Genomic DNA, 26560 nt, shown 5'->3' on the forward strand with positions numbered 1-26560 from the left:
CTATTCCGCCTCCGCCCGTCGGTTGCGCCACTGGGTCAGCAGGGCGCGCAAGGCCGCCGGCTTCAGGGGCTTGCTCAGCACCTGGACCCGCTGCGCGCTCGCCGCATCGCGCACGTCCGGCGAGCGGTCGGCGGTGAGGAGCACCGCCGGGATGTCGGCGGCGAGCGCCGCCCTCAAGGACGCGATGAGATCGAGGCCGGTGCCCTGGTCGAGGTGGTAGTCGGCCACGATCACGTCGGGGCGCACAGACCCGCCGAGCACCAGGGCCAGGGCCTCGGAGAGCGAGCCGGCGGTGTGCAAGCCGCAGCTCCAGCTGCCGACGAGCACCCGCATCCCGTCGACGATCGCCGGCTCGTTGTCGACGGCTAGCACCGTCAGCCCGGCGAGCGGCACGGTGGCCGGGCGCGGCGCCTCGCCCTGCGCTTCGACCACCGGCCGCAAGGGGGCGCCCGGTACCGCGACCGAGAAGGCCGAGCCGCGGCCGGGCCGCGAGGCCAGGCTCACCGGGTGGTCGAGGAGCCGCGCGGTGCGCTCGACGATCGACAGGCCGAGGCCGAGGCCGCGGGCGACCCGCGCGCCCTGGTCGAGGCGCTGGAACTCGCGAAACACCAGCTTCTGCTGCGCCGCCGGGATGCCGAGCCCGGTATCCAGCACCATCAGCACCACCCGGTCGCCGCGCCGCCGCGCGCCGACGAGCACGCGCCCTTGCGGCGTATACTTGATGGCATTCGACACCAGGTTGTGCAGGAGCCGGCGCAGCATCTGCCGGTCGGAGCGGAGCGCCAGGGAGGAGGGCATCACCGTCAGGCTCAAGCCCTTCTCCTGCGTCAGCGGGCCGAACTCGCGCTGGACCTGGCGGAAGAGCTCCGACACCCGCACGATCGAGAGTTGGGGCTTCAACGCCCCGGTATCGAGGCGCGAGATCTCGAGCAAGGCGGTCAGGATCTCCTCGACGGCGTCGAGGGAGGCGTCGACGTTCTCGGCGAGCGTCGGGTCGGTGGTCCGGTCGCGCTCGACCAGCGCGCTGGCATAGAGCCGCGCGGCGTTGAGCGGCTGGAGGATGTCGTGGCTCGCCGCGGCCAGGAAGCGGGTCTTCGAGGCGTTGGCCTCCTCCGCCTCGGCCTTGGCACGGGTCAGCGCCGCGTTTAGGCGGGTCAGCTCCTCGGTGCGCTCGCGCACCCGCGTCTCCAGCTCCTCGTTGAGGCGGGTGCGGGCTTCCTCGGCGGCGACCGAATCGGTCACGTCGGTGTAGGTCGCCACGACGCCGCCATTGGGCAGGAGGTTGGCGCGGATCTCGATCACCCGGCCGCTCGGGTGCAGGCGCAGGCGCTGGGGGCCGGATTCGAGGCGGAAGGCGGCGATGCGCTCCCGCACCAGGGTGTCGGCGTCCCGCGCCCCATAGGCGCCGCGGCCGGCATTGAAGCGCACGATCGCTTCCAGGCCGATCCCGGTCTGGATCATGTCGGGGGGCAGGTCGTAGAGGTCGGCGAAGGCCCGGTTCCAGACGATCAGCTTCATGTCGCGGTCGAAGACCGTGATGCCCTGCTTGGCGTGATCGAGCCCGTGCTGGAGGACGTCGCGGCTGTACTGGAACGCCGCCGAGGCGTCGTCGAGGAGCTTGAGGGCAGCCTTGGGCGAGACGTTGCGCCGGCGCAGCAGCAGCGACAGGGCGAGCCGGGCCGACGACGCCCCGATCGCCGAGGCGAGCAGGTGTTCGGCGTGGCGCAATTCGGGCAGGCCGGCGACCGCGTCGTCGCGCCAGGGCCCGCGCCCCTGCGCTTGCGCGAAGTCCTCGAAGGCCCGCACCGCCCGCTCCTCGCCGAGGAAGCGGGCCACCGTCGCGCGCAGCTCGGCGAGGGTCACGGCGCTGCGAAACAGCCGGAAGCTCGGGGCGACCGGCCCGGCCTCGTCGAAGCCGGCGACCTGCCCGAAAGCCTCGGCCTGCAGGCGCTCGATCGCGCTCGGCGGGCGCAGGAGCGAGAACCCGATATAGGCCAGCGTATTGAGGCAGAGGCTCCACAACGTGCCGTGGACGAGGCGGGGAAAGTCGTCGACGCCCATCAGCGCCGTCGGGCTCAATGCCGCGATGCCGAACGGCCCCTCGGCGATGAGCGTCGCCGCCCAGCCGTCGCTCGTCACGAGGCTCGGCAGGAGCAGGGTGTAGAGCCAGACCGCGAAGCCGACGATCAGCCCCGCCGCGGCGCCCAGGCCCGTGCCCCGGCCCCAGGAGAGCGCCCCGACGAAGGCCGGGCCGATCTGCGCCACCGCCGCGAAGGAGAGGAGCCCGATCGAGGCGAGCGCCACCTCGCCGGCGATCCGCGAATAGGCGTAGGCCACCAGCACCACCGCGACGATCGCGATGCGCCGCACCACCAGAACGTAGCCGCCGAGATCCGGCGCGCCGGGCTCCGGCGAGGGGGCGCCCGCCACCAGGTTGCGCCGGCGCAAGGCGACCGGGATGACGAGGTGGTTCGAGATCATGATCGCCACGGCGACCGACTCGACGATCACCATCGCGGTCGCCGCCGAGAGGCCGCCGATGAAGGCGATGAGCGCGATGCCGTCGGCCCGCTCGTGCAGGGGCAGCGCCAGCACCGTCATGTCGCGCTGCACCGTGCCCTCCGGGAACAGGGAGAGGCCGGCAAGCGCCAGGGGCACCACGAACAGGTTGATGAGCACGAGGTAGAGCGGGAAGGTCCAGGCCGCCCGCCCGACATCGGCGACCGCGCGGTTCTCCACCACCGCCATGTGGAACTGGCGCGGCAGCAGCAGCACGGCGGCGGCCGAGAGCAGGGTCTGGACGATCAGCGTCGCGGGCCCGGAGGTCTGCCCGACCAGGGTGCCGAACCCGTGGACGGCGCTCGCGGCTTCCGGCAGGTCGCCGAGCATCCAGCCGACCACGAAGCCGCCGACGGTGAGGAAGGCGAGCAGCTTGACGAGGGATTCGAGCGCCACCGCGAGGGTCAGCCCGTCCTGGTGCTCGGTGGCGTCGGCGTGGCGGGTGCCGAAGGCGACCGCGAAGCCCGCGAGCACCAGGGCCACGAACAACCCGAGATCGCCCAGCATCCCGGCCGGCGCCCCGATCCCGTCGGTGGCGCGCAGGAAGACCTGGAGCGAGGCCGTCACCGCCCGCAATTGCAGGGCGATGTAGGGCACCGCGCCGACCACCGCGATCAGGCAGACGAGTGCGGCGATGCGCTCGCTCTTGCCGTAGCGCGCGGCGATGAAGTCGGCGATCGAGGTCGAGTTCTGGGCCTTGGCGATCCGCACCACCCGGGCGACGAGCCGGTAGCCGAGGCCGACCACCAGGACCGGGCCGACATAGATGGTGAGGAAGTCGAGGCCGGCATGGCTCGCGAGGCCGACCGAGCCGAAGAACGTCCAGGAGGTGCAGTAGACGGCGAGCGACAGGGCGTAGATCGTCGGCCGCACCCGCGCGTCGCGCATCAGGGTCCGCCCGGCGACGTCGCCCCAATGGGCCACCGCGAACAGGGCGCAGATATAGACGAGGGCCGCCAGCACCACCGTCCAGCCCGCGATCATCGGCGTCGTCCATCCCCGGCCCGGAAGACCGGGCGTTGCTCATCTTGACGGGGCTTTAGAGCATGTGGGGGGCGTTGGCACGCCCCCGGCCTCGTTCAGCCGTGGCAGGCGCAGCCGGCATGCTCGCAGCCGGCGTGGTGGGGGTGGCCCTCGGCGCATTCCTCGCAGCAGAAGGCCTTGCCGTCGCGGGACACGGCGCTAGCCACCGGGACCACGCAGACGCAATCCTCGCAGGCGCACTTCACAGTCTCGGCATTGGTGCTGGTCATGGATCCTGTTCCTCGTCGGGGTGATCGTGAGAATGGTGGGCGTGCTCGTGCGGCTCGGTGTAGTGGGCGACCATGCCGCGCAGGACGTCGCGCACGTGATCGTCGTCGATCGCGTAGGCGACGTGCCGGCCGTGGCGGATCGCGCGCAGGATGCGGGCGGTCCGCAGCAGGCGCAGGTGATGCGAGGTCAACGATTGCGACAGACCGAGCGTCTCGCCGATCTCGCCAACCGTGCAGTCCGCCTCCAGGCAGACGAGCACGATGCGCAAGCGGTTCGGCTCTCCGAGGAGCCGGAACACCTCCGCCACGTCACCGACCTGCTCCGACGACAGGAGCCGCACGCCCGCCCTTTCCTCAACACATGAACACGTGCTCATGTGTTGCTGACCTAGGGAAAAGTGTCAAGGGGCGAGCGGCCGCGGGATGCTCAGTCGTCGTCGATGTCGGCGGGCGAGCCCGGTGCCATCGGCCCGCTGTCCTCGACGTCGTTGTCGTCGAACAGGCCCGGCGGTCCATCGAAGCCGACGACCCCGTCCGGGTTGTCCGGGGTGACGTTGGGATCGACGAGCGGGGGCTGGCCGTCCTGCTGGAGCCGGCGCTCGAGGCGCCGCTCGCGCCGGAGGTCGCGCTGGATCGGCACGTCCTCCGCCCCTTGCGCGAGCAGGGGAGTGCCGGCGTCGGTGCAGATCGCGCCGAGCAGCGCCGCTGCCATCACCGCCCTCATCATCGCCTCCCTCGTCCCGAGACGTGACGCCTCGCTGATCCCACTCTGCCGTCCGGTGGCGTAGCCGTCTGCCGCCCCATTCGGCGGTACCACCTGACCCTTAACGCGAACGACCCCGCGGCGCAGACAGCGCCGCGGGGTCGTTGCAAGGCGAGATCGGGGAGGAGCGGCGGCCTCAGGCCACCGCGCGCCCGCGCATCAGGTCGGCGCCGTTGCCGACGACGCGGGTGTAGAGCGAGGAGTAGCCGTCGGCGGCCTTGTCCCAGCCGAAGTCGCGGGCCATGGCGTTGCGGCGCATCGCGCCGAGGCGGCGCTTCGAGGCGAAGACGTCGAAGGCGCGGCGGATCGCGCCGCTCAGGCCCTTGAGCGAGGATTCGCCGAACAGGAAGCCGGTGACGCCGTCCTCGACCGTGTCGGCAAGGCCGCCGGTGCGGTGGGCGATCGGCAGGGAGCCGAAGCGCTGGGCGTACATCTGGGCGAGGCCGCAGGGCTCGAAGCGCGACGGCATCAGCAGGAAGTCGCTGCCGGCGAACATCCGGTGGGCGTCGGTCTCCTCGAAGCCGACCCGCACCCCGACCGAGCCGGGATGGCGCCGGGCGAGGTCGAGGAAGGCGGCCTCGAAGCGGGGTTCGCCCTGGCCGGTCACCACAAGCTGGCCGCCCTCGGCGACGATCGATTCGGCCGCCGCGAGCGTCAGGTCGACGCCCTTCTGGTGCACGAGGCGCGACACGATGGCGAAGAGAGGCCCGCGGGAGACGCCGAGGCCGAAGCGGGTGCGCACCGCGTCGGCATTGGAGCGCTTGCCCTTCCAGTCGTCGGGCTCGAAGCGGGTGGCGAGGTGGGGATCGGTGCGGGGATCCCAGGATTCGTCGATGCCGTTGAGGATGCCGGCGAGCCGGCCCTGATGAGCGCGGGTGCGCAGGAGCCCGTCGAGGCCGCAGCCGAATTCCGGCGTGGTGATCTCGTGGGCGTAGGTCTCGCTGACGGTGGTGACATGCGAGGCGTAGTACAGGCCGGCCTTGAGGAAGGACAGCTTGCCGTAGAATTCGACCCCGTCGATGTGGAAGGCGCTCTCCGGCACGCCGAGGCGGCCGAGATTCTCCCACGGGAACAGGCCCTGATAGGCGAGATTGTGGATGGTGAGCACGCTCGGCGTGCGCAGGCCGCGCCAGGCGAGGTAGGCCGGGGCGAGGGCCGTCTGCCAGTCGTTGAGGTGCAGCAGGTCGGCGCGCCACTCGGGATCGACCCCTTGCGCGAGCTCGGCGGCGGCGAGGCTGAGGCGGCCGAAGCGCAGGTCGTTGTCGGGGAAGTCGACGCCCTGGTCGCCGTAGGGCGTGCCGTCCCGCTCGTAGAGGCCAGAATTGAGGATGACGTAGACCGGCAGGCCGTCGCCGGTCTCGATCAGGCCGAGGTCGCAGGGCGGCATTTCGGCGCTGCCGCCGAGCTGGGCCACCACGGTGATCTCGGGGTGACGGTCGACGACCTGGCGGTAGCCCGGGATCAGGATGCGGACGTCGTAGAGCTGGCGCAGGGCCCGGGGCAGGGAGGCCGCGACCTCGCCGAGGCCGCCGGTCTTCACGAAGTCGGCCATCTCGGGCGTGGCGTAGAGGATCCGCGGCTTGAGCGAGCCGCGCAACGCCTCGACGGCTCCTCTCGGGGAGCCACCAGACGACAGGGCCGGCGCTTGCGAAGCCGACCGTGCCGACGCCGGAAATGTCATGAAGAGCCCCCACGCCGCGAGCCGGACGGACTGCGAGCGGACGATGCCGCGGCGTACTGCCACGACAACGCGCCATTCCGGTCCCGGTTCCAGTGCACTGCACAATATCATGGATCGGGGAGACGGCAAGACGAATTTGATTAACGAAAAGCAAAAAATCCGTTTTTCGCCGCATCCCGAAGCTGTGCCGCGCCTTGTCGAGAGCTTAGGCGGGTAAAGGTCGGGCTCGGCCTTTCGCCTCCGGCGCGCGCCGGATCAGCACCAGGGCCTCGTCTCCCGCAAGTGCGAAAGACCCCTCGTCCGGAGCCTCGCCGCGCCGGCCGCCGGCGCTCGACAGCAGCACCTCCCAGGCGGCCTCCGCCGGCACCGGGACCTCGCAAGCCTCGTGCCCGAAATTGAGGGCGACGCGGATCACCTCGTCGCCGTGCAGGCGCTCGTAGACGAGGACCTCGCCGGAGACAGACACCGCCCGGTAGGCGCCGGTGCTGAGCGCCGGGTATTCGCGCCGCAGCGCGATCAGGCGCCGGTACAGGGTCAGGATCGAGACGGGATCGTCGCGCAAGCACTCGACGTTGCGGGTCTGGGCCTGGGGATCGAGGGGCAGCCAGGGCTCGACGGTGGAGAAGCCGGCCTGCAGCCCGGGCGCCCACTGCATCGGCGTGCGCTCCGGGTCGCGGCCGCGGCCGGGCTCGTTGTGCTCCCAGGGATCGCGGACGCGCTCCGGCGGGATCGGCACCCGGCCGAGGCCGATCTCGTCGCCGTAATAGAGCGTCGGCGTACCGCGCAGGGTGAGGAGCAGGGCCGCCGCGACCCGGGCCTGCGCGTCGCCGACCCGGGCGGCGATGCGGGGCTGGTCGTGGTTGCCGAGCACCCAGTTCGGCCAGCCGCCGTCCGGCAGGGCGGCCTCGTACTCGGCGATCAGCCGCGCCACGGCCTCGGCGTGCCACGGCGTCTGGATCAGCTGGAAGTTGAACGGCAGGTGCGCGCCCGACAAATCGACGCCGTAATACGCCACCAGCCGCTCCAGCGGCAGGTAGATCTCGCCGATCAGCACCCGCGCTTCGTACTCCTCCAGCACCGCCCGCATCTCGGCGATGACCTGCATCACCTCGGGCTGGTCGGCGGAGTGGAGCTGGACGAGCGTGTTGATCTCGGGCTCACCGGCGACGTAATCCGGGTTGATCGGATTGTCGCGAAGCCCCTCGTCCTTCATCAGGTGCCAGATCACGTCGACCCGGAACCCGTCGACGCCGCGGTCGAGCCAGAAGCGCAGCACGTCCATCATCGCGGCGCGCACCTGCGGGTTGCGCCAGTTCAGGTCCGGCTGCTCGCGCAGGAAGGCGTGGTAGTAGTACTGGCCGGTCGCCGGATCGAGCGTCCAGGCCGGACCGCCGAAATTGCTGATCCAGTTGTTCGGCGGCCCGCCATCGGGGCCGGGATCGCGCCAGATGTACCAGTCGCGCTTCGGGTTGTCGCGCGACGCCCGCGCCTCGCGGAACCAGGGATGCTCCTCAGAGGTGTGGTTCGGCACGAAATCCATGATGACGCGCAGGCGCCGGCGATGCGCCTCGGCGACGAGCGCGTCGAAATCGGCCAGCGTGCCGAAGAGCGGGTCGATGTCGCAGTAATCCGAGACGTCGTAGCCATAATCGGCCATCGGCGAGCGGCAGACCGGCGACAGCCACACGGCGTCGACCCCGAGCCAGGCCAGGTAGTCGAGCCGGGACGCCACGCCCTCGAGGTCGCCGACGCCGTCGCCGTTGGTGTCCTGGAACGAGCGCGGATAGACCTGATAGACGACCCCCGCCTTCCACCACAGCTCGCCCGCCAGCAAGGTGGCGGGCTTCGCGTCGTCGGTCATGCTGGGCTCCTGGGGAGGGGGACGGGTGAGGTCGGACGGACGCCGGGCGAAGGGGCGGCGGGCGAGGAGGGCACGGGGTTGAGCCGCCGGGCGGCCGCCCTTATATGGGGCGCCCGCGGCGGGGCGTCCGCTCATGAAGACGTCCCATCGCATCCGGTTCCTGCGCCTCCGCGCGCGGGACCGCGAGCGTGGCACGCCTGCATCACCGGCAGCCGCGACACCATCATGACGGCCCCGGCATGGCGGGAGGCGCGGTCCGCGCCCGTGCCGGGACGACCCGCGGCCGATCCGCCGGAAGAGCGACGCGCCGCGGCCGGAAGGTCAGACCTCCGGCGCAACCCTGCCCTAACGGTTATCCATTCCCCAAGGGCAGCGCTTAACCCTAAGGTCCGACCTGCGGAGAAGCCCGAAAGCGTTCACACTCGCTTCAGGCCGCTCCGTCAAAATCAAGTCTCGTTTCCGTGAGACGTGTCGGGACAGCAACACGCAGCGATTCGCGTGCTCAAGCTTAGTCTCGGCGTCTCGACATCGCCGTCCCACAGCCACACGATGCTGCCGTGGCCAAAGGTTTGCTGCACAGCACGCGACGTGAGATCGCGCTGCAGCACCCGAGAGACCTGCGGCAGGGAAGGGGGTTCCAAGGTGCTGAACGAAGTTCTTCTGTCCGGTCGCCAGCGCGAAGAGGCCCAGCGGGAGGCGCAAGCCCCGCAGGATGCCGAGACGCGCTCCTGGATGCCGCAGGCGTCGCCCACTGCGCCCGCGGGCGACGAGGTCACGGTCATGCGCACCGCGATCCTGTCGAAGCTCGCCTATGGCCTGGGCAAGACGCCCGCCACCGCCCGCGACCGCGACTGGTTCGTGGCGACGGCGCTGGCCCTGCGCGACCGGGCGGTCGCCGCGAGCGCGATCTCGGCTGGGATCGTGCCGCCGAAGCGCGTGCACTACCTCTCCCTCGAATTCCTGATCGGACGCCTGCTCTCCGACGCGATGGGCAATCTCGGCGTCGCCGAGACCGTGCGGGCGGCGCTCGCGGGCCTCGACGTCGACCTCGAGGCGGTGGCGGGCGCGGAGCCCGACGCGGCGCTCGGCAATGGCGGCCTCGGCCGTCTCGCCGCCTGCTTCATGGAGAGCATGGCGAGCCTCGCGATTCCCGCCTACGGCTACGGCATCCGCTACGATCACGGCCTGTTCCGGCAGGTGATCGAGGACGGGGTGCAGCGCGAGGTGCCGGAGACCTGGCTTTCCGAGGGCAATCCCTGGGAGTTCGAGCGCGCGGACGCGGCCTGCGAGGTCGGCTTCGGCGGCGACGTGGCGATGAGCGTCCAGCCGGACGGCACGCTGCGCCGGGTCTGGCGCCCGGCCGAGACCGTGCGCGCCGTGCCCTACGACACGCCGGTGATCGGGCGGGGCGCCAAGCACGTCAACGCCTTGCGCCTGTGGGCGGCCCGCGCGCCCGAGGCGATCGATCTCGCGCGCTTCAATGCCGGCGACCATGTCGGCGCGGTGGCCGAGCGCGCCCGGGCCGAGGCGATCTCGCGGGTGCTCTATCCGAGCGACGGGACGCCGGCCGGCCAGGAATTGCGCCTGCGCCAGGAGTTCTTCTTCACCTCGGCCTCGCTCCAGGACCTGGTGCGCCGCCACGTCGCCGAGCGCGGCGACCTGCGCTCGCTGCCCGACCACGCGGCGATCCAGCTCAACGACACCCACCCGGCCATCGCCGTGCCGGAGCTGATGCGGCTCCTCGTCGACCTGCACGGGATGTCCTGGGAGGATGCCTGGCACGTCACCACCCAGACCCTCGGCTACACCAACCACACCCTGATGCCGGAGGCGCTGGAAACCTGGCCGGTGGAGCTGATGGAGCGGCTGCTGCCGCGCCACATGCAGATCATCTACCTGATCAACTGGATGCATCTCGAGGAGGTGTCGAAGCACGGCGCCTCGGTCGCGCAGCTCGCCGAGGTCTCGCTGATCGACGAGAGCCACGGCAAGCGGGTGCGGATGGGGCACCTCGCCTTCCTCGGCGCGCGCCGCGTCAACGGCGTCTCGGCGCTTCATACCGAGCTGATGCGCCAGACGGTGTTCGCGCCGCTCCACGCCCTCGACACCGACAAGATCGTCAACAAGACCAACGGCATCACCTTCCGGCGCTGGCTCCACAACGCCAATCCGGGCCTGACGCGCCTCGCCGTCGAGGCGGTGGGGGCGAAGGTGCTCGACGATCCGCACCATCTCGAGGGGCTCGCGGCCTTCGCCGACGATGCCGGCTTCCAGGCGCGCTACGCGGCGGTGCGCCGCGAGCGCAAGGAGGCGCTGGCCCGCGTCGTCGAGGACCGCACCGGCATCACCCTCGATCCCGACGCCCTATTCGACGTCCAGATCAAGCGTATACACGAGTACAAGCGCCAGCTCCTCAACATCCTGGAGACGGTCGCGCTCTACCAGGCGATCAAGGCCGAGCCGCACCGCGACTGGACGCCTCGAGTCAAGCTCTTCGCCGGCAAGGCGGCGCCGAGCTACCACCAGGCCAAGCTGATCATCCGCCTCGCCAGCGACGTGGCCAAGCGCGTCAACGCCGATCCGGACGTGGCCGGCCGCCTGACCGTGGCCTTCGTGCCGAACTACTCGGTCAGCCTTGCCGAATCGATCATTCCGGCCGCCGACCTGTCGGAGCAGATCTCGACCGCCGGCCTCGAGGCCTCGGGCACCGGCAACATGAAGCTGGCGCTCAACGGCGCGCTCACCATCGGCACGCTCGACGGCGCCAATATCGAGATCAAGGATCATGTCGGGCCGGAGAACATCTTCATCTTCGGTCTCGATGCGGCGGGCGTGCAGCGCACGCAGAGCCAGCCGGGCTATGCCGGCCGGGCCATCGCGGCCTCGCCCCGACTGCGCAACGCCCTCGACCTGATCGCCGCGGGCGGGTTCTCGCCCGGTGAGCCGGGCCGCTTCCGCCCGCTCGTCGACGAGCTGATCCACGGCGACCGCTTCCTGCTCACCGCCGATTTCGACGATTACTGGCGGGCCCAGCGCGAGGTCGACGCGGCGTGGCGCAAGCCCCGGACCTGGTGGCGCGCGGCGATCCTCAACACCGCCCGCACGGCGTGGTTCTCGTCGGACCGGACAATGCGGGAGTATGCCGAGGAGATCTGGCGGGTGCGGGTAGGCTGAAACGGCTTGACCGTATGATGGAAAGGAAAGCCTCGCGGTGTGAGCTGCGGGGCTTTCTGCTGTGTGCTGGCATTCGAGCCGGTGGCTGCCGGCGAGTGTGTCACGATTTCCATTTGATTTGTTGAGTTAAGTAGAGCGCGTCTCCCCTCTCCCGTGTGGGAGAGGGGCCGGGGTGAGGGTGGCGACGGTTCTGAGTCTGGCTCGTACCGTCCCGCTGCCAGCACGGCGCTCAGAGTGTCTGACTGAAGCGCGCCACCCTCACCCCTACCCCTCTCCCACACGGGAGAGGGGATCCCGCGCTTAATTGATGTCAGGATGGATCAGGCTGAGTTTATCTGAAGCTAGCGCTCTGCATGGTGGCGATGAACGGCTCCTTGAGCGACAGGTACCGCTTCATATCCATGCTCTCGTCTTCGGCAATCTTTCGCTTGAACTCGCCGTAGCGCTCGCGTGAGGCGGGATCGGCTCGCAGCAGGTCGCGGAACGCGAGCATCCGCTCGGCATCGGGATGGTGAGCCATGCAGAGGTGCAACTTGTGCGTCCTGACGCCGTTCACGTCCCGTTTGAAGAAGAAGTGCCCGCGAGACAGATCGCCGCCGCGCCGATAGCCCAGATCGGCAAGCGGCGTCGTCCATTGCTGGGCGTCGGCGTCCGGATGGACTTCCACAAGGATGTCGATCTCAGGCTTCGCGAGCAGACCAACGACGGCGGTGCTTCCGACGTGATGAAATGAGACAAGCCGATCCGAGAACACCCCGGCGAGCCGCGCCGCTTCGTCCGCATACATCTGCGGCCAGTGCGGATCGTACTCGACCAGGGTGTTCGTGAGCGGCACAGATTCGAGGCCCGGTCACGCCGCCGGAATATACTGGTACGTCCAAGTCTCGCTCAGCGTCTCGTCGCCCCGGCGCAGGAACAGCCGCAGCTCCACCGGCTCCGCTCCCGTCACCGCGAGGTCGAACTCGGCCCGCCAGTGGCCCGGCACGTCGTCCGGCACCGCCTCGGTGCGGGCGAGCGGGAAGGTGCCGCGCGATGCGGTGAGCACCGCCTCCGGCTTCACCCCGGCCGGCAGGCGGCCGAGCGGCTCGCCCAGGAACTCGACCACGAACTTGCGCACGCCCTTCGGCCGGTCGGTGCCGGCCTGGCCGCCATTGCCCTCGCGGGTGGCGACGCAGCGGGCGAGGTTGCTCGGATAGGGCTCGTCCGCGACCCAGTGCAGGCGGTAGGCGAGGTCGTGCGAGGAGCCGGCGCGGGCGGGTTCCGCCGGCACCCACATCGCCACCACGTTGTCGTGGATCTCGTCGTCGGTGGCGTTCTCGACCAGCTGGACGCTACCCTTGCCCCAGTCGCCGAGGGGCTCGACCCAGAGCGAGGGCCGGCGGTCATAGTAGACGCCGTCCTGGTAGTGGTCGAACAGCCGGTCGCGCTGCATCAGCCCGAAGCCGCGCGGGCGCTGGTCGGAGAAGGCCGAGACCATGGTGCGGGGCGGGTTGCGCAAGGGCCGCCAGATCCGCTCGCCGGCGCCAGTCCACAGCGCGAGGCCGTCGGAATCGTGCACCTCCGGGCGCCAGTCGGTCGCCGTGGGCTTGGCGGTCTCGGAGAACCAGTACATCGAGGTCAGCGGCGCCAGGCCGAAGCGGCCGACATCCTTGCGCAGATGCAGGCTCGCCTCGATGTCCATCACCACCGACTTGGTGCGGCGCATCTTGAAGCGGTAGGCGCCGGCGGCCGAGGGGCCGTCGAGGAGCGCCAGAACCGTGACGGTGTCGGAATCCGGCGCCGGGGTCTCGAACCACACATGGGTGAAGTCCGGGAATTCCTCGGGGCGGTCCGGCATCACGGTGTCGAGGGCGAGCCCCCGGGCCGACAGGCCGTACTGGTACAATTCACCGATCGCCCGGAAATACGAGGCGCCGAGGAAGGCGACCCAGTCGTTGCGGCGCCAGTCGAGGGGGCCGCCGCGGCGCTCCTGGAAGCGGAAGCCCGCGAAACCCGGATTCGGGGGCAGGCGGCGGGCAGGCGAATCGGCCGGCATCTCGAAGGCGGCCGGATCGTAGATGATCTCACGCGCCTGGCCCCCTTCGACCACGTGCATCCGCACCGGCTTCTGGAAGTAGCGGCCGAGATGAAAGAACGTGACCGGGAAGGCGCTCGGCCCGTCGGCCCACAAAGCGTGGTCGGGCTTGTACTTCAGCTTGCCGTGGGCGTCGTAGTCGATCGCCTGCAGGACGTCGCGGTCGGGGATCGCCGGCGGCGTGTAGGGCCGGGCGGCGAGGTCCCGCGCCCGGGCCTTGAGACCCTCGAAGCTGAAGGCCTCGGGGGTGCCCAGCGGCAGCTCGGCGGACAGCACCGCGGGGCTGGAGCCGAGCAGCAGCGCGGCGCCGGCGAGGAGCGTACGGCGGTCGATCATCGCGGTACGTCCTTAGCGAATCGGCTCGATGCTGGTGGCCCGGCGCCAGAGCTGGATCATGATGGACAGGGCGCCCAGGCTGAACAGCACCATCAGCACATGGCCGACGGTGTCGCCGAGCTCGAAGATGCCGGCGAGCGCCCAGCCCGCCGCGATCGCCACCGCGAAGACCTCGACGCCGACCAGCACCATGATGCTGAGGATGGTGAGGAGGCTGCGGGGCTTGAGGGAACCTGATGCGGGCACGCGGCCTGATCCTTGTCCTTGTGGGCGGGCGACGGGCGGCCGAGGGAGCGCCTATCGTTTCATGGCTGCGGGGACTAGCCTGAACCGCAGGGCCGGCGCAACCGCGCGGGTCCGTTCCGTATCGTCATCCATCGGTGAGATGCCCGAGACCCCCGTCTTCTCCCGCGCCGCCTGCGCGGCTCCCCACCAGCTCGCGGCTGAGGCCGGCCGGGCGATCCTCGAAGAGGGCGGCAACGCCGTCGAGGCGATGCTCGCCATGGCGGCGACGATCGCGGTGGTCTACCCCCACATGAACGGCCTCGGCGGCGACGGCTTCTGGCTGATCCGAGGCCCGAACGGGGTGGTGCGGGCGATCGAGGCCTGCGGCCCGGCCGGCAGCCTCGCGACGATCAAGCGCTATCGCGACAAGGGCTACGACGCGATCCCCGAGCGCGGACCCGACGCGGCGCTGACGGTGGCCGGCGCGGTCGGCGGCTGGGCGCTCGCCCACGGCATCGCCCGCGACCTCGGCGGGCGCCTGCCGCTGCCCCTGCTCCTCTCCGACGCGGTCCGGCACGCCCGCGAGGGCGTGTCGGTGTCGCCGTCCGAGGCGCGCTACGTCCCGAAAGAGCTCGACACGCTCCACGACCAGCCGGGCTTCAAGGACACCTTCCTCATCGACGGGAAGCCCCCGAAATCCGGGACGAAGCGGGCGCTGCCGGCTCTCGCCGCGACGCTGGAGCAGCTCGGCCATGCCGGGCTGGAGGATTTTTACCGCGGCGATATCGGCCGCGAGGTCGCCGCCGACCTGGAGCGCGCCGGGAGCCCGGTCACCCGGAGCGACATCGAGCGCTACCGGGCGGTGTCGCGGGCGCCGCTCGCGCTGAAACTCTCGGGCGGCACGGTCTACAATTGCCCGCCGCCGAGCCAGGGGCTGGCCGCCCTGATGATCCTCGGCCTCTACGAGCGCCTGGGAACCATCCGTCCCGAGACGGCGGCGCATTATCACGGGCTGATCGAGGCGACGAAGCGCGCCTTCCGGATCCGCGACGCGGTGGTGACCGATTTCGACCGCCTGCGCCACGACCCCGCGACCTTCCTGGCGCCGGAGCGGCTGGAGGCGGAGGCCGCGGCGATCCGCATGGACCGCGCCTCGCCCTACCCGGTGCGCCCGGTCGGCGACGGCGACACCGTGTGGATGGGGGCGATCGACGCAAACGGCGTCGCGGTCTCCTACATCCAGTCGGTCTACTGGGAGTTCGGCTCCGGCCTCGTCCTGCCGCGCACCGGCATCACCTGGCAGAATCGCGGCCTCGCCTTCTCCCTCGATCCGCGGGCCGTGAACCCGCTGGAGCCGGGGCGGAGGCCGTTCCACACCCTCAACCCGGCCCTCGCCGTGCTCGCCGACGGGCGGGTGATGGCCTATGGCAGCATGGGCGGCGACGGGCAGCCGCAATTCCAGGCCCAGGTCTTCACCCGCTACGCCACCTACGGGATGGGCGTCGCCGAGGCGGTGGACGCGCCGCGCTTCCTGTTCGGCCGCACCTGGGGCGCGGAATCGATGACCGTGAAGGTGGAGGATCGGTTCGACTCGTCCTGCATCGCGGCGCTCGCGCGAATGGGCCACGAGGTCGAGGAACTGGGCGGATCCTACATCGACTCGCTCGGCCATGCCGGGTTGCTGGTCCGCCACCCGGGCAACGGACGGGTCGAGGCGACGCACGACCCGCGCTCGGATGGCGGCGCGGCGGGGCTCTAGCCCCGTCTCACGGCGTCACCGCCTCGAAGAGCAGCATCTGCAACCGGGCCGTCGCGGGGGCGCCGAGCGCGTCCCGGAGCCGGCGCTCCAGTTCCGCGACAAGCGGCTCCGGCGCGATCCCGCGCTCGTGCAGCAGGGTGGCGGTCGGGTTGCCGCGCAGGAGGCCGGCCGCGAACAGCCCGACATCCGGCACCGGCACGTCGAGGCGGACCACCTCGGCGCGGAAGCCCGTGAACCCCGCCTCCTGCACGAGCGTCCGGACCGCGTCGAGGCTCGTCAGGCCGTAGGCGAGGCCGAAGACCCCGGGCTCGCCGGTCGTCTCGACGACGAGGTCGGCGGCGATCTGCGCGCAGGGGTTGGCTGCCCGAGAATCCCAGGTGGTGAACAGGATCCGTCCGCCGGGACGGAGCACCCGCGCCGCCTCCCGCATCGCGCCGGCCCGGTCGGGGAAGAACATCACGCCGAACTGGGTGAGCACGAGGTCGAAGGCGGCGTCCGCGAAGGGCAGCGCCTGCGCGTCGGCAGGGCGCAGCTCGACCGCGGGCGCGTCCGACAGGGTCTCCGTGGCGAGCGCCAGCATCGCGGGGGCGAGGTCGGTGGCGGTGATCGCCGTCCCGGCCGGCAGGCGCGCCGCCGGGAGCCGCGTCACCTGCCCGGTGCCGGCAGCGGTCTCGAGCACCCGCTCCGGGGCGAGGGCGGCGACCCGGGCTGCCGTCACCGCGGCAGCCGGTGCGAACATCACCGGTGCCATGCCGCGCTCGTAGAAATCCGGGATCGCGCCGCCGAAATTGCGGTGGAGGTTCGCGGTCATGGCGTTTCCGCTCCACAGCCGAGGAGCCTTTCCGGGACTATCGTCATAATCCCGCATGACCATGAAGATGAACGGGATTTACATGGCGTAACCTTCGCGCATGACGGCTACACATGCGAAGGGCCCGGCACCTCGCGGTGCCGGGCCCTTCGCCATCCATCCCCAGGGCTCTAGCGCGGGGCGCGCTTCGCCAGGATCCGCTGCAGCGTGCGCCGGTGCATGTTGAGCCGGCGCGCCGTCTCCGAGACGTTGCGGCCGCACAATTCGTAGACGCGCTGGATGTGCTCCCAGCGCACCCGGTCGGCCGACATCGGGTTCTCGGGCGGGTCGGCCCGCTCGCCCGGCTCGGCCATCAGGGTGCCGTGGATCTCGTCGGCGTCGGCGGGCTTCGCCAGGTAGTCGAAGGCGCCGAGCTTCACCGCGGTCACCGCCGTGGCGATGTTGCCGTAGCCGGTCAGGATCACGCCGCGGGCCTCGGGCCGGCGCTCCTTCAGGCGGGCGATCACGTCGAGGCCGTTGCCGTCGCCGAGGCGCATGTCGATGACCGCGAAGGCCGGCGGCTGCGCGTCGACCGCCGAGACGCCCTCGGCCACGCTCTCCGCCACGTGCACCCGGTAGCCGCGCGCCTCCATCGCCCGGGCGAGGCGGGTCGAGAACGGCTTGTCGTCGTCGACGATCAGCAGGCTGCGGTCGGCGTGGTTGAGGAGGGCGTCGCCCTCCGGGATGGTGCCGGCCGCGGCCTCCGGGCTCAGTGTTCCGTACTGCGTCATCAGGCGACGCTCCTTGCGAATTTCAGTCAGTCTCTTCAGAGCGTTATATAGGAACGTCGCGGGCCTGCGTCAGGGGTGCGGCGCCCCCCGTACCCGGGTTTCGCAGGCCTTTGGCCTCCCTCTCGAAAACGTGACGGGGCCAGACGATCCGCACCACCGCGCCGGTCGAGGGATCGACCGCGTTGGCGAGATTCAGCTGCGCGCCGGAGCGCTCGATCAGGGTCTTGGCGATGAACAGGCCGAGGCCGAGGCCGGTCCCGCCCTCCGGTCCGGCGCTCTCCTGCGCGCCCCTGGCCGCGCTGCGGGTGCTGACATAGGGCTCGCCGACCCGCAGCAGCACCTCGGGGGCGAAGCCCGGCCCGTCGTCGCGGATCTCAAGCGAGACCCGGTCCGGGCTCCAGCGCGCCTCGATCGACACGCAGCTCTCGGCGAAGTCGACCGCGTTGTCGACGATGTTGGCCAGCCCGAACATCACGCCCGGGTTGCGCCGGCAAGCCGGCTCCGGCCCGTCGCCCTTCGTCGTCACGTCGAGCACGATGCCGAGGGCGCGCTGCGGCGCGACGAGCTCCTCGACGAGGTGGCTGAGCGAGATGGTCTCGATGAAGCCGCCCTGGTCGGCATCGAGCGAGGTGAGCTTGGCGAGGATGCCGCGGCAGCGCTCGACCTGATCGCGCAGGAGCGCCAGGTCTTCCGCCACGCTCGGGGAGGCGGCGGGCCCGAGCTGGCGGTCGAGCTCCTTCGCCACCACCGTGATCGTGGCGAGGGGCGTGCCGAGCTCGTGGGCGGCCGCCGCCGCGAGCCCGTCGAGCTGCGACAGGTGCTGCTCGCGGGCCAGCACCAGCTCGGTCGCGGCGAGCGCCTGGGCGAGCTGGCGCGCCTCCTCGGCGACACGCCAGGCGTAAACCCCCGTGAAAGCAGTTCCGAGCAGGATCGCAGTCCAGACGCCCGAGACGTAGAGGAACGGCAATTCGAGCTTCTCGCCCGCGAACCACGGCAGCGGCCGGTAGACCAGCGCCAGCAGCGTCGAGAGCCCGACCGCCAGGAGGCCGAGGGCCAGGGTCCGGGCCGGGGGGAGGGCGGTGGCCGAGATCAGGACGGGGGCGAGGAACAGGAGGGCGAACGGGTTCTGCAGGCCGCCGGTGAGGAAGAGCAGGGCGGCGAGCTGGATGATGTCGAAGGCGAGCAGCAGCACCGCAGCGTCGTCGCTGAGCCGGTGGCTCGCCGGGTAGCGGATCCGGAGGGTGAGGTTGAGCCAGGACGAGGCCGCGATGACGAGGAAGCACCAGCCGAAGGGCAGGGGCAGGCCGAGCCCGAGATGGGCGCCGGCCACCGCCGCGCCCTGCCCGGCCACCGCGAGCCAGCGCAGGCGCACCAGGGTATCGAGGCGCAGGTGGCGGGCGTCGCGCACCAGGTCGGTCTGCAAGGTCTCGAACATGGCGGAAACCATAGTGCGCCGCCGCCCGCCGGCCAGGGCGGCGGGCCGGAAACCCTTCGCGGCCCAGTGCGTTATTGTCGACGGCGCATTCCCTGGTTCAGGATCGTCGACGGGGCGGTTCCGCATCGGTTACCGCATCGCACAAGGCACACGCGGGAGTTGAGGCAAAAAAGGCACAGTTCCACCTTTTGACACCTTGGATTTCCGCAGATGTTGCCCTTCTATATCAGGCCTCTATTGTCCTGGCTCCCGGTCGGGACAGGCGTCTCCTAACGGCGGGTGCGCGCGTCGTTGGGTCAATCGTGGACGGTGGCGTCATGGATCTCTCCTATTTCTGGTATGAAGCTGCGCACTGGATGTTGACGCCTGCCCGAGCGGCCGCCGACGCCACGCAGCTCGTGTTCAAGAATCCCGTCAATCCGATCACCTACACGCCCTACGGCCGGACCGTGTCGGCGGCCTGCGAGATGTTCGAGCGCACCACGCGCCGCTACGGCAAGCCGGCCTTCAACCTGCCCACGACCGTGGTCGAGGGCCTGGTGACGGAGGTCACCGAGCGGGTGGTGTGGTCGAAGCCGTTCTGCCAGGTCCTCAAGTTCGACCGCGCGCTGAAGCGCCCGACCACCCAGGCCCAGCCGAAGGTGCTCGTCGTGGCGCCGATGTCGGGCCACTACGCCACGCTGCTGCGCGGCACGGTCGAGGCGCTGCTGCCGGCCCACGAGGTGATGATCACCGACTGGATCGACGCCCGCATGGTGCCGCTCGAGGCCGGGCGCTTCGACCTCGACAGTTACATCGACTACCTGATCGAGATGTTCCAGGCCCTCGGGCCGGACCTGCACGTGATCGCGGTCTGTCAGCCCTCGGTGCCGGTCTTCGCTGCCGTCGCCCGGATGGAGGCGGACGGCATGGAGGGCGTGCCGACCTCGATGACCCTGATGGGCGGCCCGATCGACACCCGCCGCTCGCCCACCGCGGTGAACTGCCTCGCCGCCGAGCGCGGCTCGGAATGGTTCAAGCGCAACTGCATCACCGTGGTGCCCCCGGGCTATCCCGGCACCTGGCGTGAGGTCTATCCGGGCTTCTTCCAGCTCTCCGGCTTCATGGGCATGAACCTCGACCGTCATCTGACGGCCCACTGGGACATGTACAAGCACCTGGTGCGCAACGACGGCGACTCGGCCGAGAAGCACCGCGACTTCTACGACGAGTACCTGTCGGTGATGGACCTGACGGCGGAGTTCTACCTCCAGACGGTCAACACCGTGTTCGTCGAGCACGCCCTGCCGAAGGGCGAGATGCGCCACCGTGACAAGCCCGTCGACCCGACGGCGATCCGCCACTGCGCGATCATGGCGGTCGAGGGCGAGAACGACGACATCTCCGGCGTCGGCCAGACCCTGGCGGCCCACGACCTGACACCCAACCTCCCGGCCGAGCGCAAGCTCTACCACCTGCAGAAGGGCGTCGGCCATTACGGCGTCTTCAACGGTTCGCGCTTCCGCGCCAACATCGCGCCGCGCATCTCAGCCTTCATGCACGCGATGCAGGGCACGCAGGCAGTCGAAGACTTGCGCGAGGCCTCCTGATCCGTCCATCCGGCGCCGCCTCGAGCGGCGCCGGCTCCCGCCGATGTCACCGGCCCGCTCCCTACGCTCCTGGTTCGCGCACCTCGTCGGCCTCGCGCGATCACGCGGGACGCTGACAGGCTCCGGGTCTCCCGGATACAAGGGTGGCATGCGAGTCGCGCTCCTGCGCCGTTCGGCGCCCGAACCCACCCACGTCACCGTCATCCACGCCGGCACCTGCTACCCGGTCACCGTGCGCCGCCGCGCGGCCGCGCGCCGCATCACCCTGCGGGTGTCGAGCGCCACCGGCGAGATCGTCCTCACCCTGCCGGAGCGCACCCCCCTCGCCGCCGCGCAAGCTTTCGCCGATTCGCACGGCGCCTGGATCGCCGCCCGGGTGGCGAAGCTGCCCGAGCGCGTCGCCTTCGTGCCCGGCGCGGTCGTGCCCCTGCGCGGCGTGCCCCATCGCATCCTGCACTGGTCGAGCACATCGGGCGCGACGCTCGCCACCACGGATGCCGACGGCGCGCCGGTGATCGCAGTGTCGTGCGGGCTGCCCCACGTGGCGCGGCGGGTGCGCGACTTCCTGGAGGCCGAGGCGCGCCGCGACCTCACCGCGGCGGTGACGCGCCATGCCGGCGCGCTCGGCCGCACGCCGAAGCGCCTGACCGTGCGCGATACCCGCAGCCGCTGGGGCTCGTGCACCGCGGCGGGCCAGCTGAATTTTTCCTGGCGCCTGATCATGGCGCCGCCCTCGGTGCTCGACTACCTGGCGGCGCACGAGGTCGCGCACCTCGCCGAGATGAACCACTCGGACCGGTTCTGGCGCGTGGTCCAGAAACTTTCCCCGGGCTACGACGAGCCCGAGGCCTGGCTGAAGCGGCACGGCACCGAGCTGCACCGCTACGGCTGAGTTCAGCCCTTGGTGCGCACCACCACGACGCGCTCGCGCCGCACCGGCCAGGCCGGGCGCGGGTCGACATAGCCCGGAGCGAGGGTGCGCGGCGCGATGCTGTCGCAATTCTCGCGCTGGCGCAGGATGATCTCACCCTGCTCGCCCCGGCGCCGGATCACCCCGCCGTCGCGGCAGAACCCGGCGATCTCGGCCGAGCGCGAGGCCCGGCGCCCGCGCGGGTTGCGCGGCACCGGCGGGTGCTCGATCGTCAGCGTCGCATCCCGGTTGAGCGAGCGCTCGACATAGGTGGTCTCGCCGACCGGCAGCGAGTCGACCAGCAGAGACTGGGCGGCCGCGTGTCCGGCGAACGGGCCGGCGGCCAGGACCAGGAGGGCGAGGGAGGTGGCGGCGGGTCTCATCGGGGGTTCTCGCGAGGAGGGTGAGGGCGGGGGTCGGTCGATCCGATATGAACCGGAAACCATGCACAACCACTAACGACGGATGCAGCCCGGCTCCTTCCCAAGCTAAGCCGGTCCGGCGGCACCGGTTCCCCGCGAGAGTTCCCGATCTCGAAACGGCGCCTCGGCTTGACAGCATCCCGGCCCCGTGGTCGGAACGCCCCCGGGCCGGCGGATGGCCCGGACAGCGGAGCGGTGAGCGGCGTGGGAGACAGCTTGCGACGGATCGGACGCCGGGTGCGGGCCGCCACCCTCGGACTCGCGCTGACGCTCGGCCTGCCGGCCGGGGCCGCCCTGGCGCAGGGCGCGGTCAAGCAGAGCTTCGACGACTGGCAGCTGCGCTGCGAGACGCCCGCCGGCGCCAAGGCCGAGCAATGCGCCCTGGTGCAGTACGTCGCGGCGGAAGACCGGCCGAACCTCTCCCTGGTGGTGATCGTGCTGAAGACCGCCGACAACCGCGGCATCCTGCTGCGGGTGGTGGCGCCCCTCGGCGTGCTCCTGCCCTCCGGCCTCGGCCTCAAGGTCGACCAGGCGGAGATCGGCCGCACGTCGTTCGTGCGCTGCCTCTCCACCGGCTGCGTCGCCGAGGTGGTGATGGACGACAAGCTCATCAGCCAGCTCAAGGGCGGCCAGCAGGCCACCTTCATCGTCTTCCAGACGCCCGAGGAGGGGGTGGGCATCCCGCTCTCCCTCAAGGGGTTCAAGGAAGGCTTCGACAGCCTGAAGTGATCGACGATCGGGAGAGGACCGTGACGGCTCACAGTCTCCGCACCCTCGGCCTCGGGATGCTGGGCCTCACCCTGGCGCTCGGCGTGCTCGCCACTCCGGCGCGGGCGCAGGACGCGGCGCCGCAGGAGGGGGGCAATCCGCTCCTCAACATCTTCAAGTACGGCGGCACCACCAAGCCGCCCGAGGCGCCCCCGAACCTCGACGACGTCTACTGCCCGCCCCTCGACGTCAGCGAGGGCGGCTCCTCGCTGCAGACCATGGCGGGCGGCACCGTGCGGACGCAGATCCGCCTCGGGCAGATCAGCCGCTCCTGCCAGCCTGGGCCGAACGGCAGCGTCACCGTCGCGGTCGGGGTGCAGGGCGTGGTCCTGCTCGGGCCCGGCGGCGCCCCCGGCCGCTTCAACGCCCCCGTGACCATCACGGTCAAGAGCGGCACCCAGGTCATCACCCGGCGCAGCCGCCAGGCCGCGGCGACGATTCCCGCCGGCAGCGCCAACGGCACCTTCACGGTGGTGGAGGAGGGGATCTCCGTCCCGGCCAACCTCGCGCAGGATTTCGAGATCGAGGTCGGCCTCGGCGGCGGGTCGAAACCCGCGCGGGCGCCGCGGCGCAAGCCCGCCGCCCCGTCGCCGGCCGACGGTTGACCGCCGGGGTGGCGCCCTGGCGCATCGCCTCCCGCCCGGACGATCCGGATTTCTCCCGCGCCCTGGTCTTCGAGCGGCCGATTGCCGGGCGCTGGCTCGCCCTCGACTACGCCCTCGACCGCTTCGCCGCGCCGGTGCGGCCGATGCTGCGCTTCGCGCGGGCGGACGGGTCCCACGAGGATGCGCTGCTGCCGGGCCCGGTGCTCGGCCGTGCCGCCTGGCTCGGCCCGGTGCCTCCGAGCACGGACGAGATCCGGCTCGCCGCTCCGGCGGAGGGGTTCCGGATCGAGGCGGCGCGGCTTCTCTCCCGCACGGCGGTGCTCGCCCTCTGCGCCCGGCGCCGGCCGGACACGCTGCCGGTCGCGCTCTACCAATGGCTGCGCCGCGACGCCCGCCGCCTGCGCAACACCCTGCGCATCGCCGCCGGCGTGCGATCGCTGGCGCAATACCCGCTCTGGAAGGCCGAGCGGGCGCGGCCGTTCGAGCCCGCCCTCGACCGGGTGCCGCCCGGATTGCCGCGCCTCGGCCTGATCCTGGAGGCGGCACCGGGGGATGAGGCGGCGGTGCGGCGCACCCTCGCCGCCCTGCTGGCACAAAGCCATCGCGACTGGCGCCTCGCCCTGCACTGGCGCGGACAGGCGCCGGCCGGCTTCGCGGGTGACCCGCGAATCTCCGCGGAGGCCCTGCCGGACGGGATCGCGATCGGTTTTCTACGCCCCGGCGATGCGCTGGCACCCGACGCGCTCACCCATCTCGCCGCCGCCTTCGCGGGGCTGGAGCCCGCCGACCTCGCCTATGCCGACAGCGAGGCCGAGACGTCGGAGGGCCTGCGTCCCCGGCTCAAGCCCGGCTGGAGCCCGGACCTCGCCCTGACCACGCTCTATCCCGGGCGGCCGCTCCTGGTGGGACGGAACCTCGTCGCGCGTAGCGGCTGGGCGCCGGGGCAGGGGGCCCGGGCGCTCCTCCTCGCGGTCGCGCTCGCTGCTCCTGAGCGGGTGCGCCGCATCCCCCGCCTCCTCTGCCGCGTCGCGCCGGACGTGCCGGATCCCGACGGCCACGCCGCCGACCTGGCGCGGGCCCTCGACCGGGCCGGCTCGCCCGCCGCCCTGGTGCGGACCGGCGACACCCTCGACCTCGACTGGCCGCTCCCCGATCCGCCCCCCCTGGTCTCGGTCATCGTCCCGACCCGCGACCGGCCGGACCTGCTGCGCGTCGCCGTGCGGGGCGTGCTGCACGAGACCGCCTATCCGGCGCTCGAACTCGTCATCGTCGACAACGGCTCGACCGACCCGGCGGTGGCCGCCCTCTATGCCGACTGGGCCTCGGACCCGCGGGTGCACCGCCTCGACCGGCCGGGCCCGTTCAACTTCTCGCGCCTCGTCAACGACGGTGCCGCGGCGAGCCGCGGCGAGGTCCTGGTGCTCCTCAACAACGACGTCGAGGTGCTGCATCCCGACTGGCTCTCGGCGATGGTGCGCCAGGCCCTGCGGCCGGAGGTCGGCGCGGTCGGAGCCAAGCTCCTGTTCGGCAACGGCCGGATCCAGCATGCCGGCGTGGTGGTCGGGCTCGGCGGCCGGGCCGGGCACATCCTGCGCAACCGCCCCGCCGACACGCCGGGCCATCTGAACCGGCTCACCGTCGCGCACGAGGTCGCGGGCGTCACCGCCGCCTGCCTGGCGGTGGCGCGCCACAAATTCGAGGCGGTCGGCGGGCTCGACGCCGAGGCGTTTCCGGTCGATTTCAACGACATCGACCTCTGCCTGCGCCTCGCCGCCGCGGGCTGGCGCTCGGTCTGGACCCCGCGGGCCACGCTCGCCCACCACGAATCGGTCAGCCGCGGCCCGAGCGTCGGCCCGGCCCGGGCGCGGTTCGAGGCGGAGGGCAACCGTTTCGCCGCCCGCTGGCGGGCGGTGATCCGCGACGACCCGTATTACCACCCGGCCTTCTCGGTCACGACCTTCGGGGAGGAACTGGAATGAGGCTGCCGCCTCATCCGGCCTTCGATACCTTACGCTTCGCGGAAGACCGGCCCGGTCCCGCCCGGCGCTGGCTCGTCCGGCTGCTCCTGGCGCTGAAGCGTCCGGGCGAGGCCTGGGCGGTCGCCCGGGCCTTCCTCGCCGGCAAAAGAGTGCGGGCGCGCGACCGCGCCGCGATCCTGTGGGGCGCCCGCCACGCCCTGACGCCGCCGCCCGTGCCGGCGGGCGAGGCCGAGGCTGTGCCCGGCCTGCGCGTCGCGACGCCGGCGGAGATCCTCTCCGGCGGCGCCGTTCCGGCCGACATCGTGGTGCTGACGGCGCCGGGCCACCGGCTCGTGCCGGGGGCGGCCACCGCCATCGCCGAGGCGTTCGCGGCCGATGCCGGCATCATCGCCCTCTACGGCGACGCCGTAGTGCTGGGGCCGGAGGGGGCGCCGCGTCTGCCGGTGCTGCGCCCGGCCTTCGACACCGATTACCTGCTCGCCGCGGATTACATTGGCCCGGTGGTCGCCTGTCGCCGGGCGGTGCTGGACCGGCTCGGGCTCGATCCCGCCCTGCCGGGGGCGGAGGCCGCCGACCTGCTGTTGCGGCTCGCGGCCGGGGAGGTGCGCCACCTGCCGCGCCTCCTCTCGACCTGGGCGCCCGACGCGGCCGCGCCTCCGGCGGGTTGGGCGGAGTCGCGCCGGGCCCTGGCCGAGCGTCACCTCGCCGGGGCTGGCCGGGTCGAGGCGGCGGGCGGCATCCTCGCCTTGCGCCGCGACCTGCCCGCGCCGCCGCTCGCCAGCCTGATCATCCCGACCCGCGACCGGGTCGAGCTCCTGCGGGCCTGCATCGAGAGCCTGCGCGCCCGGACCGACTGGCCGTCCCTCGAGATCATCGTCTGCGACAACGACAGCCGCCATCCGCGCACCCTCGCCTATCTCCAGCGTCTGGCGGGGGAGGGGGTGCGGGTGCTGCCCTGCCCCGGCCCGTTCAACTTCGCGGCGATGAACAACCGGGCCGCCGCCGAGGCAAGCGGCGCGCTGCTGGTCTTCGTCAACAACGACGTGGTGGCGCACCGGAGCGACTGGCTGCGGCGGATGGCCGAGGAGGCCCTGCGGCCGGAGGTCGGGGCGGTGGGAGCGAAGCTCCTCGACATCCGCGAGCGGATCCAGCACGGCGGCATCGTGCTCGGCACCGGCGGTCTCGTCACCCACGCCCACCGCCACTTCCCCGGCACGGCGCCGGGCTACCTCGCCTCGTTGCGGGCGACGCACCGGGTCTCGGCGGTGACGGCGGCCTGCCTCACGGTGGAGGCCGAGAAATTCCGGGCCGTAGGGGGCTTCGACGCGGCGGCCTTCGCGGTCGATTTCAACGACGTCGACCTCTGCCTGCGGCTGGAGGCGGCGGGCTACCGGACGATGATGGTGCCGGGCGCCGTGCTCTACCACCACGAGGCGGCGAGCCGGCGCTGGAACCCAGAGGCGAAGAGCCGCCACGAGGCCGAGGTGGCGGCGCTGCAGGCGCGGTGGGGGGCACGGCTGGAGGCCGATCCCTGGTACCACCCGGGGTTCGATCCGCGGGCGGGGACGTATGTGCGGGTGCGGGGG

General features: G+C 71.6%; 21 protein-coding genes. 8 read left to right on the plus strand and 13 right to left on the minus strand.

Features of this window, described 5'->3' with window-relative positions; translation table 11 throughout:
• The 6 genes from ABZT49_RS23455 to ABZT49_RS23480 form a co-directional block, all read right to left on the minus strand.
• Positions 1–3543, minus strand: a complete 3543-nt coding sequence (locus ABZT49_RS23455) for a PAS domain-containing hybrid sensor histidine kinase/response regulator (protein ID WP_355289466.1) — start codon at positions 3541–3543, stop codon at positions 1–3.
• 95 nt (positions 3544–3638) lie between these two features.
• On the minus strand, positions 3639–3812 hold the full coding sequence (locus ABZT49_RS23460; protein ID WP_355289468.1) for a metallothionein: 174 nt from the start codon (positions 3810–3812) through the stop codon (positions 3639–3641).
• Entirely contained in the window at positions 3809–4153 is a 345-nt protein-coding gene (locus tag ABZT49_RS23465; protein ID WP_355289470.1) for a metalloregulator ArsR/SmtB family transcription factor, read from the minus strand. Before ABZT49_RS23465 ends, ABZT49_RS23460 begins: the two co-directional genes overlap by 4 nt.
• An 86-nt stretch (positions 4154–4239) precedes the next feature.
• Positions 4240–4524 carry a hypothetical protein gene (locus ABZT49_RS23470; protein WP_355289472.1) on the minus strand — a complete coding sequence of 95 codons (285 nt, stop codon included), beginning with the start codon at positions 4522–4524 and terminating at the stop codon, positions 4240–4242.
• 187 nt (positions 4525–4711) lie between these two features.
• On the minus strand, positions 4712–6256 hold the full coding sequence (glgA, locus tag ABZT49_RS23475) for a glycogen synthase GlgA (RefSeq protein WP_355289474.1): 1545 nt from the start codon (positions 6254–6256) through the stop codon (positions 4712–4714).
• Positions 6257–6461: 205 nt separating this feature from the next.
• The gene (locus ABZT49_RS23480; RefSeq protein WP_407943555.1) at positions 6462–8117 is read right to left on the minus strand and encodes an alpha-amylase family glycosyl hydrolase; all 1656 of its coding nucleotides are present in this window, start codon (positions 8115–8117) and stop codon (positions 6462–6464) included.
• Between the two features lie 642 nt (positions 8118–8759).
• Here ABZT49_RS23480 and ABZT49_RS23485 point away from each other — a divergent pair.
• A complete protein-coding gene (locus ABZT49_RS23485; RefSeq protein ID WP_355289476.1) occupies positions 8760–11291 on the plus strand; it encodes a glycogen/starch/alpha-glucan phosphorylase in 2532 nt (843 codons plus the stop codon).
• A gap of 331 nt (positions 11292–11622) precedes the next feature.
• Here the strand turns inward: ABZT49_RS23485 and ABZT49_RS23490 are convergent, their stop codons facing one another.
• The 3 genes from ABZT49_RS23490 to ABZT49_RS23500 are packed head-to-tail and all read right to left on the minus strand — an operon-like array spanning position 11623 to position 13893.
• Entirely contained in the window at positions 11623–12126 is a 504-nt protein-coding gene (locus tag ABZT49_RS23490; protein ID WP_355289478.1) for a GrpB family protein, read from the minus strand.
• 15 nt (positions 12127–12141) lie between these two features.
• The gene (locus ABZT49_RS23495) at positions 12142–13701 is read right to left on the minus strand and encodes a glucan biosynthesis protein D (protein ID WP_355289480.1); all 1560 of its coding nucleotides are present in this window, start codon (positions 13699–13701) and stop codon (positions 12142–12144) included.
• 12 nt (positions 13702–13713) lie between these two features.
• On the minus strand, positions 13714–13893 hold the full coding sequence (locus ABZT49_RS23500; protein ID WP_355289499.1) for a hypothetical protein: 180 nt from the start codon (positions 13891–13893) through the stop codon (positions 13714–13716).
• 193 nt (positions 13894–14086) lie between these two features.
• On the opposite strand from ABZT49_RS23500, the gene ABZT49_RS23505 reads away from it, so the two are divergent.
• Complete coding sequence (locus tag ABZT49_RS23505; protein WP_355289482.1) at positions 14087–15685, plus strand: gamma-glutamyltransferase family protein; 1599 nt, start codon at positions 14087–14089, stop codon at positions 15683–15685.
• Between the two features lie 7 nt (positions 15686–15692).
• Here the strand turns inward: ABZT49_RS23505 and ABZT49_RS23510 are convergent, their stop codons facing one another.
• From ABZT49_RS23510 to ABZT49_RS23520, 3 genes are all read right to left on the minus strand, one after another.
• Positions 15693–16496, minus strand: a complete 804-nt coding sequence (locus tag ABZT49_RS23510) for a class I SAM-dependent methyltransferase (protein ID WP_355289484.1) — start codon at positions 16494–16496, stop codon at positions 15693–15695.
• 170 nt (positions 16497–16666) lie between these two features.
• Complete coding sequence (locus ABZT49_RS23515) at positions 16667–17266, minus strand: ActR/PrrA/RegA family redox response regulator transcription factor (protein WP_093567068.1); 600 nt, start codon at positions 17264–17266, stop codon at positions 16667–16669.
• Between the two features lie 43 nt (positions 17267–17309).
• Positions 17310–18701 carry an ActS/PrrB/RegB family redox-sensitive histidine kinase gene (locus tag ABZT49_RS23520; protein WP_355289485.1) on the minus strand — a complete coding sequence of 464 codons (1392 nt, stop codon included), beginning with the start codon at positions 18699–18701 and terminating at the stop codon, positions 17310–17312.
• A 317-nt stretch (positions 18702–19018) separates the two neighbouring features.
• On the opposite strand from ABZT49_RS23520, the gene ABZT49_RS23525 reads away from it, so the two are divergent.
• Together ABZT49_RS23525 and ABZT49_RS23530 are read left to right on the plus strand one after the other, a co-directional pair.
• Positions 19019–20290, plus strand: coding sequence for a polyhydroxyalkanoate depolymerase (locus ABZT49_RS23525; RefSeq protein WP_355289487.1), 1272 nt, complete (start codon positions 19019–19021; stop codon positions 20288–20290).
• Positions 20291–20438: 148 nt separating this feature from the next.
• Positions 20439–21182 (plus strand): SprT family zinc-dependent metalloprotease, encoded by a 744-nt coding sequence (locus ABZT49_RS23530; RefSeq protein WP_355289489.1) that lies wholly within the window; start codon positions 20439–20441, stop codon positions 21180–21182.
• Positions 21183–21184: 2 nt separating this feature from the next.
• On the opposite strand, the gene ABZT49_RS23535 is transcribed toward ABZT49_RS23530, so the two are convergent.
• On the minus strand, positions 21185–21583 hold the full coding sequence (locus tag ABZT49_RS23535; protein ID WP_355289491.1) for a hypothetical protein: 399 nt from the start codon (positions 21581–21583) through the stop codon (positions 21185–21187).
• A gap of 264 nt (positions 21584–21847) precedes the next feature.
• Here ABZT49_RS23535 and ABZT49_RS23540 point away from each other — a divergent pair, with 264 nt between their 5' ends.
• The 4 genes from ABZT49_RS23540 to ABZT49_RS23555 all read left to right on the plus strand — a co-directional run.
• The gene (locus ABZT49_RS23540) at positions 21848–22351 is read left to right on the plus strand and encodes an invasion associated locus B family protein (RefSeq protein ID WP_244539420.1); all 504 of its coding nucleotides are present in this window, start codon (positions 21848–21850) and stop codon (positions 22349–22351) included.
• 20 nt (positions 22352–22371) lie between these two features.
• Positions 22372–22995 (plus strand): hypothetical protein, encoded by a 624-nt coding sequence (locus tag ABZT49_RS23545; RefSeq protein ID WP_355289493.1) that lies wholly within the window; start codon positions 22372–22374, stop codon positions 22993–22995.
• A complete protein-coding gene (locus ABZT49_RS23550) occupies positions 22992–24974 on the plus strand; it encodes a glycosyltransferase family 2 protein (RefSeq protein WP_355289495.1) in 1983 nt (660 codons plus the stop codon). The genes ABZT49_RS23545 and ABZT49_RS23550 overlap by 4 nt, the downstream gene beginning before the upstream one ends.
• The coding region (locus tag ABZT49_RS23555) for a glycosyltransferase family 2 protein (protein WP_355289496.1) at positions 24971–26560 on the plus strand (1590 nt) is incomplete at its 3' end. The genes ABZT49_RS23550 and ABZT49_RS23555, both read left to right, overlap by 4 nt.

The sequence above is a fragment of the Methylobacterium sp. EM32 genome (genome assembly GCF_040593685.1).
Lineage (GTDB): Bacteria > Pseudomonadota > Alphaproteobacteria > Rhizobiales > Beijerinckiaceae > Methylobacterium.